Origin of the sequence: Nocardia sp. NPDC049190 (assembly GCF_040648115.1) — a bacterium.
Lineage (GTDB): Bacteria > Actinomycetota > Actinomycetes > Mycobacteriales > Mycobacteriaceae > Nocardia.
In genome coordinates, this window is the sequence record NZ_JBEZDE010000006.1 from 55,982 (window position 1) to 71,802 (window position 15,821).

17 protein-coding genes are annotated in these 15,821 nt (G+C 64.6%); 11 read left to right on the top strand and 6 right to left on the bottom strand.

Annotated elements, in window-relative coordinates:
- Nucleotides 1–60: 60 nt before the first annotated feature.
- From AB0B25_RS07600 to AB0B25_RS07620, 5 genes are all read right to left on the bottom strand, one after another.
- Nucleotides 61–216 (bottom strand): hypothetical protein, encoded by a 156-nt coding sequence (locus AB0B25_RS07600; RefSeq protein ID WP_357176133.1) that lies wholly within the window; start codon nt 214–216, stop codon nt 61–63.
- Between the two features lie 658 nt (nt 217–874).
- The gene (locus AB0B25_RS07605) at nt 875–1,252 is read right to left on the bottom strand and encodes a hypothetical protein (RefSeq protein ID WP_357176135.1); all 378 of its coding nucleotides are present in this window, start codon (nt 1,250–1,252) and stop codon (nt 875–877) included.
- Nucleotides 1,253–1,827: 575 nt separating this feature from the next.
- A complete protein-coding gene (locus AB0B25_RS07610) occupies nt 1,828–2,343 on the bottom strand; it encodes a hypothetical protein (protein ID WP_357176137.1) in 516 nt (171 codons plus the stop codon).
- 828 nt (nt 2,344–3,171) lie between these two features.
- A complete protein-coding gene (locus tag AB0B25_RS07615; RefSeq protein ID WP_357176139.1) occupies nt 3,172–4,506 on the bottom strand; it encodes a tyrosine-type recombinase/integrase in 1,335 nt (444 codons plus the stop codon).
- Nucleotides 4,507–4,753: 247 nt separating this feature from the next.
- A complete protein-coding gene (locus tag AB0B25_RS07620; RefSeq protein WP_357176141.1) occupies nt 4,754–4,933 on the bottom strand; it encodes a helix-turn-helix domain-containing protein in 180 nt (59 codons plus the stop codon).
- Between the two features lie 1,439 nt (nt 4,934–6,372).
- Between AB0B25_RS07620 and AB0B25_RS07625 the strand changes: the two genes are divergently transcribed.
- Entirely contained in the window at nt 6,373–6,984 is a 612-nt protein-coding gene (locus AB0B25_RS07625) for a hypothetical protein (protein ID WP_357176143.1), read from the top strand.
- A 280-nt stretch (nt 6,985–7,264) separates the two neighbouring features.
- On the opposite strand, the gene AB0B25_RS07630 is transcribed toward AB0B25_RS07625, so the two are convergent.
- Nucleotides 7,265–7,768 carry a hypothetical protein gene (locus AB0B25_RS07630; RefSeq protein WP_357176145.1) on the bottom strand — a complete coding sequence of 168 codons (504 nt, stop codon included), beginning with the start codon at nt 7,766–7,768 and terminating at the stop codon, nt 7,265–7,267.
- An 847-nt stretch (nt 7,769–8,615) separates the two neighbouring features.
- On the opposite strand from AB0B25_RS07630, the gene AB0B25_RS07635 reads away from it, so the two are divergent.
- The 10 genes from AB0B25_RS07635 (at nt 8,616) to AB0B25_RS07680 (ending at nt 15,802) form a co-directional block, all read left to right on the top strand.
- The gene (locus AB0B25_RS07635) at nt 8,616–9,584 is read left to right on the top strand and encodes a hypothetical protein (protein ID WP_357176147.1); all 969 of its coding nucleotides are present in this window, start codon (nt 8,616–8,618) and stop codon (nt 9,582–9,584) included.
- Nucleotides 9,572–10,393, top strand: a complete 822-nt coding sequence (locus AB0B25_RS07640; protein WP_357176149.1) for a hypothetical protein — start codon at nt 9,572–9,574, stop codon at nt 10,391–10,393. Before AB0B25_RS07635 ends, AB0B25_RS07640 begins: the two co-directional genes overlap by 13 nt.
- Nucleotides 10,394–10,478: 85 nt before the next feature.
- Nucleotides 10,479–11,693 carry a hypothetical protein gene (locus AB0B25_RS07645; protein ID WP_357176151.1) on the top strand — a complete coding sequence of 405 codons (1,215 nt, stop codon included), beginning with the start codon at nt 10,479–10,481 and terminating at the stop codon, nt 11,691–11,693.
- Nucleotides 11,681–12,433: a hypothetical protein gene (locus AB0B25_RS07650; protein ID WP_357176153.1), complete on the top strand. Its 753-nt coding sequence runs from the start codon at nt 11,681–11,683 to the stop codon at nt 12,431–12,433. Before AB0B25_RS07645 ends, AB0B25_RS07650 begins: the two co-directional genes overlap by 13 nt.
- Before the next feature lie 24 nt (nt 12,434–12,457).
- Nucleotides 12,458–12,766, top strand: a complete 309-nt coding sequence (locus tag AB0B25_RS07655) for a hypothetical protein (RefSeq protein WP_357176155.1) — start codon at nt 12,458–12,460, stop codon at nt 12,764–12,766.
- 108 nt (nt 12,767–12,874) lie between these two features.
- Nucleotides 12,875–13,192 carry a hypothetical protein gene (locus AB0B25_RS07660; protein WP_357176157.1) on the top strand — a complete coding sequence of 106 codons (318 nt, stop codon included), beginning with the start codon at nt 12,875–12,877 and terminating at the stop codon, nt 13,190–13,192.
- Between the two features lie 5 nt (nt 13,193–13,197).
- Nucleotides 13,198–13,449: a hypothetical protein gene (locus AB0B25_RS07665; protein WP_357176159.1), complete on the top strand. Its 252-nt coding sequence runs from the start codon at nt 13,198–13,200 to the stop codon at nt 13,447–13,449.
- A complete protein-coding gene (locus AB0B25_RS07670; protein WP_357176161.1) occupies nt 13,439–13,942 on the top strand; it encodes a hypothetical protein in 504 nt (167 codons plus the stop codon). The genes AB0B25_RS07665 and AB0B25_RS07670 overlap by 11 nt, the downstream gene beginning before the upstream one ends.
- Nucleotides 13,943–14,247: 305 nt before the next feature.
- Complete coding sequence (locus AB0B25_RS07675) at nt 14,248–14,886, top strand: hypothetical protein (protein ID WP_357176163.1); 639 nt, start codon at nt 14,248–14,250, stop codon at nt 14,884–14,886.
- Entirely contained in the window at nt 14,873–15,802 is a 930-nt protein-coding gene (locus AB0B25_RS07680; protein ID WP_357176165.1) for a hypothetical protein, read from the top strand. Before AB0B25_RS07675 ends, AB0B25_RS07680 begins: the two co-directional genes overlap by 14 nt.
- Nucleotides 15,803–15,821: the final 19 nt, after the last annotated feature.

A 15,821-nucleotide genomic window follows, 5' to 3' on the forward strand; every position in this document is an offset into this window, starting at 1 on the left:
GACTGCTCGCGCGATTCGCGCGAACGCCCTCCGACAGGTGGTCGGTGCTCCGGCTGGCGATCAGGGTGGCAACACCCAGACGTCGCCCGGGATCCGCTGCTGCTTGCGGAGATTTTCCAGTCGTGCCACCGCTCCGTCTATCGCGTTGGGGTGCAAACCCACGTCGCCGAGCGCTGCCCGAAACCGGTCCATATCCACGCTCTGTACAGCCCGCAACACGTCGCCTTCGAGTAGCTCGCCCTTATGAGCCGCGACGAAATCGGAGTCGATCGGAATCTCGAGCGGGCGTTGCGACAGGGGAACGTTCTGCCGTGGTCGATGGCGACCACGTCGAGGTGATCGCCGCGGTCGACGGTGCGATAGTTGCCCGGATGGCGGTCGAGTGCACCGGTGACGTAGTCGAGTACGGCGACCTGCTGTTGCTGGACTCTCGGGTAGGCACCGACTGCTCTGGACGGTTCGGAATCGACGAACTGCTGGATCATTCCGGGGCCGAAAGGTCGGCCATCAGCTCCGATTACGCCGTCTGTTCGGGCAGTGGGAGGCACTCTGCCGAATCCGAGCAGTTCATCGACACGATATGCCGCGATCTCCCTACTTGTCAGCGCACCGGGGGCGTGCACGAAAGGCAACCCCGAGTCGTATTTTTCACCGTGTCGAGTCCTCGCCACCTGCATCGGATGTGGTTGCCGCATCCTCCGGGGCTCGTCGAACAGCGGCGAGGACCGCTCGTCGGTCTCCCGGAAAGTGCGGGCGGCACTGCTGGTGGTCTTGCCGGTGCGTCGGTAGACGCCCTCGACTTACCGCGCACCCAGGTCCAAGGTTCTGGTCAAACGTTTGGCAATGCTGCGCAGCAGCGGGGTAACGCCCTCTCTCACGGCGCGGGCGGTGCCAGGGGCCCGCCGGAACTCTGATCCGGCCGCCGCTGCCACGGGGTGCGACCGACCCTCGTCGCCGACTTTCCTGCGCTTTCGTCGACTACACGGTAGTAACTCATCCCCGCTGACCTGATCAGCTCACGCAGGAACCGTGGTCCATCGTCGGACCTGATCCGGCTGGGCGGGTCGTAGACCTTGAGACCGCGGTTGTGCCAGCGCTCGGCAACCAAGCATCCGCGAGGGTCGAGCACGGTGAGCGCCGCGGCACCCCCGGATGTCAGCCTGAACTCGGCCACTCGTCGTGGTTCCGAAGAACCCACGTCATAGAGAACGACCAGTGTCGGTGTGTATTCGGCCAAGGCGCTCACCCCCACCCGGCAGATCCCACTGACAGAGACCAACTAGAACGGCCTTTCCATCAGCAAACGATGAGCGCCTCACGGAACTCAACCTACTACCGAGTAGCTACTATCAATATCCGAGGTCAGTAGCATATTCTCCGAACTAGCGAATACCATTCACAGATTGCTCGACGATGACGAGTGGGCTACTATGCCACGATTAGCGCATTCTGGGAGCACGACGATCACCAGTGCGATCGCACACCGTAGCGGTCTACCGTCTGACGCGTGGCACGGCGGAGCAGATGTTCCCAGCCACCTCGACCAGCGTGCAGCCGGATACCCTCGGACGGCTGGAGGTTCGAACAACCGCGAGATGCCGAAACTACGCGGCCAGCACCTTTCGGCTTACGACTACCCGTGTAGCACTTGCTCCCGTAGAACTCCGCAGACGCTCGCAGGGCTGGTCAGCACACGCGCTGTGGAATCGGGGCGGCACATCACCGTACGAGATCGCGTGGTGATGTCACCGCGAATTCGCATTCGACCGGCGCAACCCGGCCGGAGAACTGTCGAGAGGCAGCGGTCTGTTCAACCGCTGAAAACGATCACGACTTCTCGGTGAACCGGTACCACTGACCCGCGAAAGTCTGGTACTCGATGCCGTGAGTGGGGGGTGCGCCGAGGTGAGGTGGAGCAGCAGCGTCGGAGAAGTAGGCGAATCCGCCTGTATTCGATTCGCCCGCTTGGGTATAGAACAGGCAACCGCCGTCACGGGAAGTGATGTAGGTGATGACGTAGACACCTAGCCGGGTGCGGTGACCGGGATTGACGCAGTCGGCTGCCTGATCCTCGAGAATGGCGCGCGACAGCCACCAGCCGGTGGTTTCCGGAATATCGAACCAGACCGACGCCAGCAGAACTGCGATGAGGGCGGGCGAGGCGAGACTATGGAAGACGGCGCGGTAGCGCAGCAGGCCGAGCAGTCCGAACAGCCACGCGATCGCGCTGAGCACACCGAGAACCAGCCACAGCACGACGATGGTCGGGAACGTTCCCGCAGCGGCCAGCTGCCAGAACAGCGCCAGACAGCACACCGCGACGAGCGCGATCAACAGCCCCATCCAAAGAACGAACCAACGAGGGATACGTGACCGTGTGCGAACGGGGCCGGTGGTGCTCACATGATCAAGATACGAGCTGGATCCGTTTCGCGGGGGGGTATCGAGCACGAAATCACCTTCTCCACGGACGATCACGAGACAACCGGACGTCGGCAGAAGCGACAAACGAGTAGGGCGAGATGCCCGCCGGCCGGTGTAATGCACAATTCCAGAAGACGGTCGTGCAGGCGATCAGATCGACAGCGGGAGCTTCGGCGTTGGACTGGCCACACAATCCGGCCACACGCGCTGTCGCCGCGCCCCCACCGCCTTGCAACCTGAATGCTTCGACACCGTTCCGCCCGAGCATGAACAGAAAAATCCCCCGGCCAAGAATCTGACCAGGGGATTCGACTATAGAAATCCATCGTTCACTGCACCACTCACAGCGGCGGGAAGCCCGCCGATCCGGTGGCCAGCCAATTCCAGAACATAGCTGCGCGATTGGCGAGCAGTGCCACGATGTCGAGCACAACGCTTCCCATGAATCTTCCTCACAAATTGAACGATCTCGTGCGACACCAAGAGTAACGGACTGATAAAGGGGAGTCGAAACTCGTCTGGCGCCGGAACGCGCATCTCCTGGCCCACCCCGGCCCACCAGGAAATGCGCGGCGCGGGACTACACGCAGGCCAGCGCCTTCGCCTCGCGGCGACGGCGATGCAGGATCGGCTCGGTGTAACCTCATGACTCTGTTTCCTCGCCTGACCTGCGGATTAACATAGCTTCAGATCTCCAGTGACCGTTTTGTGGCCGTTTTGGGTGGGTCAGCACCAACCACTTGCGCATCACCGGGCATCGGCGAGATCAACAACGTGGCGAGCCTCTGGGACGTAGTGCCTCGCGGTCACGGCCGAATCCACCTCGTGCCCCAGGATCAGCCGGGCAGCCGGAAGCCCGTACTTTTCGGCTACGCGCGTCGCACGGGTGGAGCGGAGCGTCTTTACCGTCGACCACTCGAGGTCCAGCCCCTTGACAATCGCCGCCCAGGTCTTGGACATCTGCTCCGACCGCACCACTTGGCCGGTCCGGCTTGGGATCACCAGTCGGTGACCGGGTGCCGCTGCTGTCTGTCGCCGGCGCAGCATTGCCATGCAGTCAGGGCCAACCTTAATCGTCCGCATCGATCGTGCGGTCTTCGTGAACGGCTGACGGTAGGCGACGCCGACAATGTCGTCATCGTCGTAGTTCGGCCACCCACGAGGCAAGACGATCTCGTCGTGAGGCAGCCGATACTGCTCGATGACTTCCTTGAGTTGCCGCACACGCAGTTCGGTATCGACGATAGTGCCAGAGACAATCACTTCATGCGTGTCGAAGTCGACGTCGTCGAAGCGAACGGACAAAGCCTCGCTCGGGCGAGCAGCGAGCTCGTACATCAGCTTCGTAAAATCCATGTATCGCTGTTCGAACACACGGGATTGGTTCGGGCGAGGGAAGTAGTCACGTTCAGCCTGCCAGTACCAGCTGAGCTCTTGGGGGGTGAACGGCTGCGGCTCATCGGGGAAAAACGGGTTGCGCACCTTTCTTGCGCGGCTTCCCGGCTGTTTGGCCCGACTTCCCTTGTAGCCCTTCACCGTGTCGACGGGATTGTCATCACGGAAGCCGTCGTCAACAAGCATCTGAAACGCGTTGCGCAGGATGGACTTCTGGCGGGCATTCTTGTACGAAAACCCGTTCAGTAACTCCAAGTGTATGCGGATGTGGAACGGCCTCGTCTCGGCCGCCTTCATCCTTCCCAGGACCGACCCAGCTAGCGTGATCTTGTCGGCTTTCGCTCGGCCCTTCGTGGCCGGTTCGATCTCGCGCCGATAATGCTTTGCGTTCTGAGGCCGCTTCTGCCTGTCGTTCTCATAGGTGCGGAGCCACGCTCTGCATAGAGCCTCGACGGTCACCTCCGGTGGATAAGTACCAACCGATTGGGCACGCGGTTTCCATGCAGCAAGCCGATTCTTGAGATTCGCAATGGCTTTCGGTTTGGTCTTTCCTGAGGCATGGACTTTCGATGGATCGCCATACGGCTCGCCAACGAGGCAATGAACCTGGTAGATCTTCCGAGCTTCGTTCCATTTGGGCTCGCTGAACCTCCCATGAGCTCCAGGTGTCAGCTCATACTGCGACATACGGCGCCACCTCGTTCTCGACCGCGCCGCCGACGTATCGCGGGCCTCCTCGTTCCGGCTTGTTTAGATAACCCAGCGTTAACTGTCCTCTATCCATATGCGTAGTCCTTCCTACTCGCTCGTTCTCAACCGCAGCGTGGCGCAATTCAGCTATGCAGCTCGGCGAGAAGCGTAGGAAATACCGAGGACAAGGTGAAGCCCCCTGACGGTAACTGATAGGTTGCCATCTACCTGGTGTGGTACAGCGTTACAGACTGCGGATCGTGTGCTCCTCCACAAACGTCCGCAAGGACTTCCACGGATAGAGAACTTTGCGGCCAAACTTCACGTAAGGGGGCCCGACGCCGAGATGCCGGTCGTTGGCGAGCTTGCCGACGGTGGTCCGCAAGTACTCCGCCGCTTCTTTCGGCGTTGCCAACTCAGCCATGGCGAGAACCTGCGATGTCGCGGAAGGGCACGCACATGCGCTGTGAGGCGCCAGATTCCATTGCCATCGCTGTGGAACCGCGTTCTGGCCGCACTCGCCATCGCGGGTGTGCCGGTGCGACAGCCGTTGTCACCGAAGCAGTTCCGATGGCATATCTGGCAGGTCGGCCGCTACAACGACACCCGATAGTCTCCCCAGCCAAGCGACCATCGCACCGATCGACGCTCACGCCGATCTTTCTCCCGGCACGGTCGTCTTCGACGACGCTGATCTGCCGACGCAGTTCGGCGATCTGAGCGTCGCGCTTGGTCTCGCATGCGGTGATCGCCTGCCACTCGGACAGATAGCGGCGCATCGCCGCGGCGATAGCGCGGTCGCGGGCGAGTTCACGGCGACGACGCACGCGCTCGAGTGAGCGTTGTACCCGCTGCGCCATTTCTGGTGACCGATCCGTTCGCGACGAGCGCGGCGGTCGACGTCCAATCATCAGCTGACCTCCAAGGTGCTGGCCAGCCTGCTGATCCTCCTAGCATAATGCTACTCCCTCGCCCACCCCTCAGCCCCGTCCGGGCAGTCCGTGGTCGAACGGCTCACGTTCGCAGGATCCCCTATCGGGGAGATACATAGCTAAATGCTTATAGCACAGTATCGCGATACTATGTCTGCTCGTATCAGCATTCCGCGCACATACGCGAATCACGGCCCACCCTCGTCGCGGAACTCTCTGAACATGCCTAGATACACGAACTCCGCATCCCGCCGCCCTGCTGCGATGGCGTTTCAACAGGTGCCGATTACGTCGACACTGAGGAGGCGCGTCTTAAACGGATTCACAGTGGTCTGAGAATCTCTGTCGATGCCGACTCGATCCGCTGCTGTTTCCGAGACCGGACGCGTGCACACGCCTTCCGACGCGGACGGAGCGCATCAGGACTTCACGGACTTGGCCATGCAGCTGTGCGCACGCGATCCGGCCCGTCGCCGCGACCCCGAGCTTGTCGCGCAGGCACTGGCACATCACCACCTCGACAGGTGGTCGACCACCCGAATCGCCCAGGAACTCAACAAAAGCCGATCGACAATCAGCCGAATACTCAGCGAAGCTGCAGCACTCAGAGACACGGGCGTGAGCCCGGAGGAGCACGCGTTGCGGAGCGAGGCTGATGCCAACGAATCGGACCACATCAGTGGCGAGGTCGCGGCCGTCCCTATGTCGGCGATGCGCTGTCTTCCCAGGCCGTAGCGCTCCCGTTGTCGACACTCACTAACCCTGTTAAGTCAGCTAGCTAGGCGAAAGGGACTGACCGATGCATCAGCTCACGACAACCTCTCGACAGCAGGTCACTGAAGGTGTTGGATACCCCACAGAGCTTTCGTTGCAGGTACCAGCACCACGGACACGCCACTACAGCACAGCGGCTTGGGAGGGGGACCCCCGCATGGACATCGGCATCGAGTGTCCGCACTGCCGCCAACTCGACTTGGTCCAGAGTGTGCCTGCCTTGCACGCGGATGGGGTATCGACTAGCTCCGAGACCAACGTCTATTCCGGCGTGGGAGTGGCTTCTACTGGCTTGTTGCCGGTCTACGGCATTGCGACGGTCGAACGCACTAACACCACCGCATTAGCGCGGAGTCTTGCACGCGAGCCCGCTCGTCGCCCTGTGGGACGGCTCACAACGCTCGGCCTGTTGTTGCTGCTGCCCGCATTGTTCGCCGTTGTGATCGGCGTTGCGTCCGTGGCCACGTCGGACAATCCTGAGACGACAAACTTGGGCATATTGGCTGGGGCGGCCTTGCTTGTTGGCGGGATCGCCGCGCCGGGCTTACTGGTGCTCGGTGTTGCTGCGTTTCGTGGCCGTCGCAACGGGCGCATTTCCCGTGGACGCCGCACCGCTCACGCTGTCTGGCATGCCGCGTTCTACTGCCATCGTTGTGGCGTGGCATTCTGGCCGATGTCTCCCGCACCGGCTATTCCCGGCAGGCAGGCGTTCGCACCGCAGCACTTCAGGTGGTTGGTGTGGAACGCTGGTGGTTACGCCAACATCTGACGTGGCCTGGGTTCGGCTGTCTGTCGGTGTCGTTCGCAATGTGCGTGCATTTCGACAACGGTGATCTCGTGCGCATCGGTAGCGGCGGGTTCAACGTGTTCCGCGTTATCGAGTCGGCGTGGACGGTGACCCCAGGCAAGACGTTGATTGAGGCGGTCAGGGATCCCGCGCCCGGCGTCTACCCGTGGCCGACCGAGTTGGCCTACCTTCTCCCCAGCGACCAACCTCACCCAAACCAGCGACGACAGCTCAGGGACTTCACTGCCACCGATCGCCTCTGCTACTCCGTCAGCCCTGGCCGGGGAGACTCGGCATCTTCTCGCTGTGCCGGAGGGTCTGGCGCGGGCGCGACTTGGCCGATTGATCTGCTCGTGGTTTCGGCCGCGGTTGTCGCTGAGCGCGCCGCGGTAATCAGTTGGCGCGCTTCTTTGAGAGTGATTTCGAGGAGTTCGGCGACATCGTCGTCGGTTTGATCCTGGTCACGGATCGTGGCGGCGGCCAGCGCCTGCTGAAGGCGATGGTCCGCGATGTCCTCGGCGGCACGCTCTTGCAGCACCGTGATCTGTTTGCGTAATGCCTCGATGTCGCTGTCTCGTCTGCGTTCCCGGGCCGCGATCACTTCCAAGGCCGCGAGGTATTGCTTGACCGCTGCGGTGATGGCTTGCTCGCGTTGACGGGCTCGGGCGCGTCGTGCCCGCACCCGCTCGCGCGAACGTTCCAGGCGTTCAAGGACTTCCGGGTGCTGTGGGGTGCGCGACGAGCGTTTCGAACCGGTGGTAGGCATAGCGGACTCCTCCTGCGGCCCGTCTGCCCGATTCTCCCGATCCCCAGCGTACCGAATCGGAGGTGTTGATGATCGCGACAGTTCGGACCACCAGCTACACGTGGTGGTGCGGCACGGGGGCCGCCGGCGCCGGATCAAGTGGAAGGGCTGGCGGGCGGGCGTGCGTCCCACCCTCCAGCCTGAGCTATTTGTAGCAGCACCGGGGTATTGGGCTGTCTCGGATCCCTGCCACTTGAAGGAGTTTTCACCGCCGCACCGAACTCGGTGTATCCCACGGTAGCGGCCGGGATCCGAGACCCGCTGGTACGGGCACGCCTATCAGCGGCTGCTCGTCCTTCACGACACCGCGCTCGCAATGACGACTTCGGTGCCAGACGGCGTGAGCAGGTTCGACTCGATCGATCTCCATCCATCCACAACTCAACCAACCCGCGGACGGGATTCGAACCCCCTGTTTCGCACAGGGTTCCGCCGTCATTGCCCACCCGTGGTTGATCACCCTGCGGCGGGCTTGTCGCGGTGATCCGGTGACGTAGCCGAACACCCTTTACTGACCGTGAACGCCAGGTCGGAGCGAAAGCTCTGGCCTGGCGTTCTTTCGTTCTGCGGAAGGTGCACTGCCATGCCCGGTATCGACCTCTATCCCCCATGCACGGTCTGCCGAACCCGCGATCCGGGTGACCGGTACCCGATCGAGGACCTGCCTGTGTGCGGCCGCTGCGTGCCGCTGCTGACGCGGTGCGGGAGCTGCCGTGACTTCGCGATCACAGTGACCGACACCGCCGACGATCAGCAGCTGTGCGGCCGGTGCATCGCCGGGTGGCGGCCGTGCGTGTCGTGTCGCAGGTTGACCGACCCGCAGGTGCGCACCAACACCGACGAGGCGGTGTGCCTGCACTGCGCTGCCGTCTTCTTCGACTTGTGCTTCCGGTGCAGCCGATACTGTGCCTCCAGCCGCTACGTTTCCGGCGGGCACCGCGCCTGCACACGCTGCGCCGAGCAGTTCGAGTCCTGCCCGGACTGCGGCACCCTCCTGCGCGGCGGCCGCTCCTGCGACTGCTGCGCTCGTCGCCCGCACGTGTGGAACTACAGCTACAAGCCCGACCCCCGTTTCCACGGGAAGGGTCCGCTGTATCTGGGGATGGAACTGGAGATCATCGTCCCCGACTACCGCTACGGCGAATGCGTGTCGGTCGCCGGCAACTACCTGGGGCACTTGGGCTATCTCAAACAGGATTCCTCGATCCGGCCCACCGGATTCGAACTCGTCACGCACCCCATGTCGTACCGGCATGCGATCGATCATTTCCCGTGGCCGCTGCTCGAAGCCCTCGAGGACCTGGACTGTGAAACCGATACCAGTGTCGGTTTGCATGTTCATGCCAGCAGGGCCGGGTTCGATTCCCCGGCGCACATCTACCGGTGGATGAAGTTGTTGTACCGCAACGAGTCCGCGGTCTCCACGATCGCGCGACGCCGCTCGCATTACGCACCGTTCGACCGGGCCGCACGCGCACGGGTCAAGGACACCTCCAAAGGCCCCCAGCACGCGCTCGGCCTGGACCGGTATCAAGCGATCAACCCTTACCCGCGCCAAACCCTGGAGCTGCGGGTCTTCGCCAGCTCCCTGAACGCCCAGCGAGTGCAGGCAGCGTTGGCTTTCACCGCCGCCTCCATCCACTACACCCGCACACTTCGCGTCGCCGATGTTCGCGCCGGCGGCTGGGAATGGGCGCGGTTCGCTGCCTGGGTGGCCGATCACCCCGACTACCAGCCCTTGTTGGCGGAGATGGAGGACCTCGCATGTGCCTGCTGACCTACTTCCCACCCAGTGTCATCCCTGACCCGGTCGCGCTGATGTTCGGGGCGTCGGCGAATCCGCATGGGCACGGTTTCGCGGTCATCGCCGGACGACGGATCCTCGTCGGCCGCGGGATGCGGGCGGCGACGGTGATCGACAAATTCACCCAGGTGCGCGACCGCTACCCCGACGGGGCGGCGTTGTTCCACTCCCGCTACGCCACCCACGGCACACACGGGCGCAGCAACTGTCATCCGTTCCGGGTCGGCGGAGACCCGCGAACGGTGTTGGCGCACAACGGTGTTCTTCCCAAGCGGGTGCATCCGGGCCCCTACGATCCGCGCTCGGACACCCGTATAGCCGCCGAGGACTATTTACCGCGCGAGCCGTTCGGGTCGATCGACACTCACCGGGGCGGACGGGGGCTGGCGTCGTGGCTGGGGTCGAGCAAACTGGTGATACTCACCATCGACCCCGCCTATCAGCATCACGCCTACCTGTTCGGGGAGCGGGCGGGGTGCTGGGTGGACGGGATCTGGTACTCCAACACCAGCTACCTGCCGCCGTCACAACGCTGGCCACCGCCGCGCCCGCGCCGGTATCTGTGCGGGCATTGCGAGCGCCTGGATCTGGACCACCAAGGTCGCTACTGCTCGCGCTGTGGCTGGTGCTTCGACTGCGAAACCGCCTTCCCCGACTGCGACTGCCTCACCAAACGCCGCAGTGCCTGCGGCATCTCATCACACAGCCCACCCTCCCTGATACCCGCCACGCGGCACCGCGCCGCACCAGGTAAGACGTCGCACCGCACGTCGACAAACTGATCTGTCCCTCGAGAACCCCGCGTCCAGCCCACCTTCGGCTGCGCGCGGGGTTCTTTTCGTTTTCACCGAAAGGTCGTGATCCGTCATGCCCACTTCCACGCTGATCGACCCTGCGTGCGAGGAATGCTCCGATCCCGTCATCGAGACCCGGGTGGTTTCCACCGTAGAGGGTGAGCGGTTGTGCCCGGCATGTGCCGAGAACCTGACTCGCTGCGATGACTGCACCGCCCCCACCCGCACCACAACCCGGACCGTCGCGGACACCTTCCTGTGCAGCGAGTGCTTGATCGGGTGGGAACAGTGCGGGGAATGCGACGTCTACACCCAAGACATCCACACCGTGATCGGTGCCGCCGACGTCTGCACCAACTGCGCCCAGGCCTACTCCAGCTGCGATGACTGCGGCCACCTGGCCGTGGACACCTACTCGGTCGATGGCGGCAACCGAGTCTGCTCCACCTGCGAGTACGACGACTACCGCGAATGCTCGGACTGCTTCACCCTGATCCGCCGCGAGGAAAGCTACTGCGAGTCCTGCCTGGACACGCATCCATCCCACGCCGGCGTGCACGACTACGACTACAAACCCGCACCCCACTTTCACGGCGACGGCCCGCTGTACCTCGGGCTCGAACTCGAAATCAAAACTCCCCCTCGCCAGTTCGATAACGCGGTCGACACCGCCCTCGCCCACCTCGGAAACCTCGCCTACCTGAAGGAGGACTCCTCCATCCGCCCGTGCGGGTTCGAATTGGTCACCCACCCTATGGATTACGCGTACGCACAGGCACGATTCCCGTGGCCGCTGCTGGGCCGGTTGCGGCTGCTGGGCTGCTACACCGATACCGACGTCGGCATCCACGTGCATGTCTCCCGTACCGGGTTCGACTCCCCCGCACACGCCTACCGGTGGCTGAAATTCGTGTACCGCAACGAGGACCCGGTCACGACACTCGCGCGGCGGCACTCCTCCCAGTGGGCGGAATTCTCCCCCTACGCACGCTCGCAGGCCCTCGACCACGCCAAGGGCGAGCGGTCCGCGGCACGCTACCAGGCCATCAACGTTCGCCCACCGGAGACCTTCGAGCTGCGGATCTTCGCCAGTTCCCTTGTCCCCCAACAAGTCCAAGCAGCACTCGCCTTCGCTGCGACATCGGTCGAATACACCCGCCACCTCTCAGCGGCTGATATCGCGCGCCGCCGCGGCTGGGAATGGACCGCCTTCACCACCTGGCTGCGTACCCGTCCGCAGTACTCGCCGCTTCTCACCGAAATGGAGGCCCTGAAGTGTGCATCCTGACCTTCGTCAAACCCGGCATCAGCCCCGACCTCGACGCACTACGTAACGGCGCCCTCGCGAATCCGCACGGACACGGCTACGCCCTCCTCACCGACGATCGCCTCACCGTCGGCCGCGGCATGGATGCCGCCGCGTTGATCACCGAATTCGCGCAGGTGCGTGAACGGTATCCGGATGCTCCGGCGTTGTTCCATTCCCGCCTGGCCACCCACGGACTGCGCACGACGGAGAATTGCCATCCCTTCACGGTCGGTGGGGACGAACGGACCGTGCTCGCGCACAACGGGATCCTGCCCGCAAATGTGCGCCCCGAGCCGGGTGACCTGCGTTCGGACACTCGTATCGCCGCCGAGGACTACCTGCCCACCGCGCCGTTCGGGTCGTTGGACTCCTGGGCCGGGCGGGAACGGCTGGAGCTGTGGCTGCGTAGCGACAAGATGGTGCTGCTGACCGTCGATCCCGCCTACAAGCACTCCGCCTACATCTTCAACGAACGTCACGGGCACTGGAGCGACGGAATCTGGTACTCCAACCGCTCCTACCTGCCTGACTCCTGGGCGGCCGAAGCGTACTGGGCGTACTGCGTGTACTGCGGCGAGTTCGACGACGCCGGCCTCGGCTCGCACTGCACCTCCTGCGGATTCTGCGCGGACTGCCTGCGCCCGTTTCCGAAATGCGAATGCCCGGCCTTCGACGGCGACGAACGCTACGCCGACCTGCTCGCCTACGAACACGCCTGACTCCCACCACACGACACCACGGCCGTGATCGCGTCGACGAAGAACTGCCACATCATCCCGAGAGGTCGAACACGCATCCCCTACACCTCGAATCTGGCCAGCATCCTCATCCGGCTGCGCGACATCGATGACCACCGGGTCATTGCCAGCACTGACGGTCACCGGGTCAGGCTGTTGATCCGCGATGCCGACAACCCCGACACCGACTGGCGTTACGCCGATCTCGACCCTGACGCCACCGACAGTCTCGCGGCTGCGCTGACGATCCGGCATCGGCCCCGCCCGATCCGGTGGGCTGCGCGGTGGTTGCCTGTGAGGAGCCTGCGCCGATGACCGACCCCACCAGCCCGACGCCGAGCGCGGGCACTGAGTCCGAACCGGAGTTCCTGCGCCGTGTCTTCGAGGGCATCGAGCGGAGGTTCGACGACGACACCAACCTCGATGACCTCGACCACTCCCGCGACCTGCTCCACCGCCGCATTGCCGCCCTCACCGCGACACCCCTATCGGGTGAAGACAGGGGGGATCAGCGGCGACCCGGTGATCGAGGTCATCGCCATGGAGCTGCACCGGCTGCGCCGCGTCGGTGCCGCGGCCACCATCCTCACCCGCGGCGGCTACCTCCACCAGCACGTGCGCGTCCACGCAGTGCACCGCCACCACACCGTGCTCGACAGCGACACCCATTCGACGGTTCTGCTGCCGTTGCGGTTCATCGAATCCGTGCAGCCGCTCGACACCCCGATCCGACAGGAGTGAGAATCATGAACGCTGCAGTACCCCTGGGCCGCGACGACATCGTCGCGGACCTGCTGCGTGCCCTCGGCCCGCACCTCGAGATGACCCACCGGATCACCGGCTTCGCCCAAGGCATGGCTGAGGCGATCGGCGGCGAACCCCGCACGGAGCTCAGCCACCTAATCGCCGAACACGAATCCGGCAACCGGCTGGTGCGGGTCTTTCACCGCGCACTGACCACCCCGCCGACGAGAAGCGGTGGCGCCGATGGGAACTGATTTCGACTCCTACACCGCCCGCCTACGCCTCGACTCCCGCTACGGGCCATACCTCCCCGACGCAATCGTGAGCACCGACTGTGTGCTCGTGGCCGGGTATCACGCCGCGTTCGCGACACCGCCCCGTCCCGGCACCGTGATTGCCGCCTTCCCCGGCATCAACCAGACGGCCGCCGCAGCGCGCGGGTACCCGGTGATGGCGTTGGTGCGCGTGGAGCACGCCACCCAGGTCGTCACCGTCCACACCGACGGCAGCCGCCAGATCAACTGGGAGACCGATCCTTTCGGTGAACTGCCAACCGGGATCGGATGGCGTTTGACCCCCGCCGCGGCGGACACGGCAGGCCGCTGGGTGATCACCGACGGCCGGTGGGCCGCCGGTGGCTGCGAAGCCGTGCTGGCGCGGTCGGTGACCGCCCAAGTTCCCGGCGCACCGGCGGTGGTCGCCGTGCATGAGCAGGACCCGCACACCAGGCGGCGCTGGCCATCGTGATCGGTCACGCCGCCGAGCTGGTGGCGTGGATCCAGGCGAACCTACCCGCGCTGGACGAGGACCGGTTCGAACCCTGGGTAGCTGAACCCCCAGTCCCCGGGGCGCTCTCGGCACGCATCGAGGTGTGCATCCGTACAGCCGGCACGCCCGACCGCGTCGTCAGCATCACCCTTGCCGCCGCCCCTCTCGAGGGCGATCCCACCAACTATCCGGAGCGGCTATCGCGCCGCCCTCACTGCTGATTCGAGGTGACCATGACCCGTTCGACACCCCTGCCCCCACGCCCATCGTCTGACCGTGTGCCGGTGCCGATCCCGCTCAGTCAGGCACCCCTCGCTCAGGGGATGGTGGTCCCGCACATCACCCTGGCTCATCGTGATCGGTCCCGCCCGGTCTGGGGAAAAATCGATCCCACCCGGCTGCTGGACACCTTCCAGCGCAAACTGTGCCAGATCTGCGGGCAACGTCTCGGTGACCGTGTCCTGCTCTACATTCGGCCCAGCGACTACCTACGCGGGCTCGCCGTCGAGCCTGGCGTCCACCCCGCATGCGGGTACTATTCGCGGCGCGTATGCCCTATGTTGGCCGGACGCGTCCACCGCTACAACCCCAACCCCAGCGACAGGTTCACCCGCTGCGATGATCCAAGCTGCGGCTGCGTGCGCTGGGTGCCCGCCGACCCTGATCCCCGTGAGGCACCGCGGTCGGGTAAGCCCGCCGATGCCTGGTACGAGGCATGGCTTGACCTCGACGACTACAGGATCGTCTCCGACCCGGGGAACGAACGCACCCCGGCCGCGGTCGGTGTCAACCTGCGCGACGCCCGGCTGCTGAAGCTGCGCAAGGTTCGTGATGCCGCCCCCGGCAGCGATCACCAGCAACCGGTGGATCTGCTGGCCGGGATCATCGCCGTACGCAAAATCTTCGGGGGTGATCGGTCGTGACCGCCTCGCGTGTCTGTCGGTGGAGCGGCGCGCGGCCTGTGTCAACTCGTTGTCGAGATACCTCAACTCCGTTCCGGTGCTCGGGTGGGTACGCGACCGCTACGACCATGCCGCGATCCCCATCAGAGTGCCCGAGCGCCGCGGTGCCGCCTGCGCGCACTACCAACCCGCCACCGCAGGGCACCGACCGCAGTTCTGCGCGGTCTTCTGCGAGCTGCTCGACGTGGTCATCAGCCCTGAACCCGAATGGCTGATGCGCACCACCCTCATCGACACCGGAGCCCGCCTCGGGCCCATCGCGCCGACACGGCAGGAAAGGCAGGTAGCCATGGATATCCTCGCCCTCACCCACGAGGTCGCCTCCGCGCTCGGGCCCGACTGGGTCGCCGACCGCGGATACATGGTGAAAGCCCATGCGGTGCTGTACGGACCCGACCAGCAGATCCTCTACGTCACCCACGACGACTCCCACCGCCGCAGCGACCACGGGGGCCTGCACATCCGCGCCGCCTACGGCGAGCTGGGCCGCAACCTCGGCCCCAGCGAGGGCAGCCACGTCATCAACATCGCCGCCACCCGACCCCCGGCTGCGATCGCCGCCGATATCACCCGATGGTTGCTGCCCGACTACGAACAAACCCTCGCGCTGTGCCGGACCCGCGCTCGCGCCGACACGCTACGGCTAGCCGAGCGTCGCCGGACCCTCGAAAGCCTGTGCCAGCAACTGGCTCCCGCGCAGATCCTGCGCGGTGACCGCGTCAGCTTCGGCCAATCCGGCGACCCCGTCCGCGGCGAGATCCGTATCCTCCACAGCGGCGAGGCCGAGCTCGAACTCCATGCCACCGGTGCGGCCGCGATGCGGCTGGCTCGGCACATCGCAACCCGCCGTTACCGTAGCGATCAGGAGCAGCCGTGAGCAGGACCCCCGCGCGGCC

Coding starts and splice junctions, on each gene's coding strand:
- AB0B25_RS07610 (WP_357176137.1), bottom strand. CDS start 2,343: ATGGGGCTGTTGATCGCGCTCGTCGCGGTGTGCTGTCTGGCGCTGTTC.
- AB0B25_RS07615 (WP_357176139.1), bottom strand. CDS start 4,506: ATGTCGCAGTATGAGCTGACACCTGGAGCTCATGGGAGGTTCAGCGAG.
- AB0B25_RS07620 (WP_357176141.1), bottom strand. CDS start 4,933: ATGGCTGAGTTGGCAACGCCGAAAGAAGCGGCGGAGTACTTGCGGACC.
- AB0B25_RS07625 (WP_357176143.1), top strand. CDS start 6,373: ATGGACATCGGCATCGAGTGTCCGCACTGCCGCCAACTCGACTTGGTC.
- AB0B25_RS07630 (WP_357176145.1), bottom strand. CDS start 7,768: ATGCCTACCACCGGTTCGAAACGCTCGTCGCGCACCCCACAGCACCCG.
- AB0B25_RS07640 (WP_357176149.1), top strand. CDS start 9,572: ATGTGCCTGCTGACCTACTTCCCACCCAGTGTCATCCCTGACCCGGTC.
- AB0B25_RS07645 (WP_357176151.1), top strand. CDS start 10,479: ATGCCCACTTCCACGCTGATCGACCCTGCGTGCGAGGAATGCTCCGAT.
- AB0B25_RS07660 (WP_357176157.1), top strand. CDS start 12,875: ATGACCTCGACCACTCCCGCGACCTGCTCCACCGCCGCATTGCCGCCC.
- AB0B25_RS07665 (WP_357176159.1), top strand. CDS start 13,198: ATGAACGCTGCAGTACCCCTGGGCCGCGACGACATCGTCGCGGACCTG.
- AB0B25_RS07670 (WP_357176161.1), top strand. CDS start 13,439: ATGGGAACTGATTTCGACTCCTACACCGCCCGCCTACGCCTCGACTCC.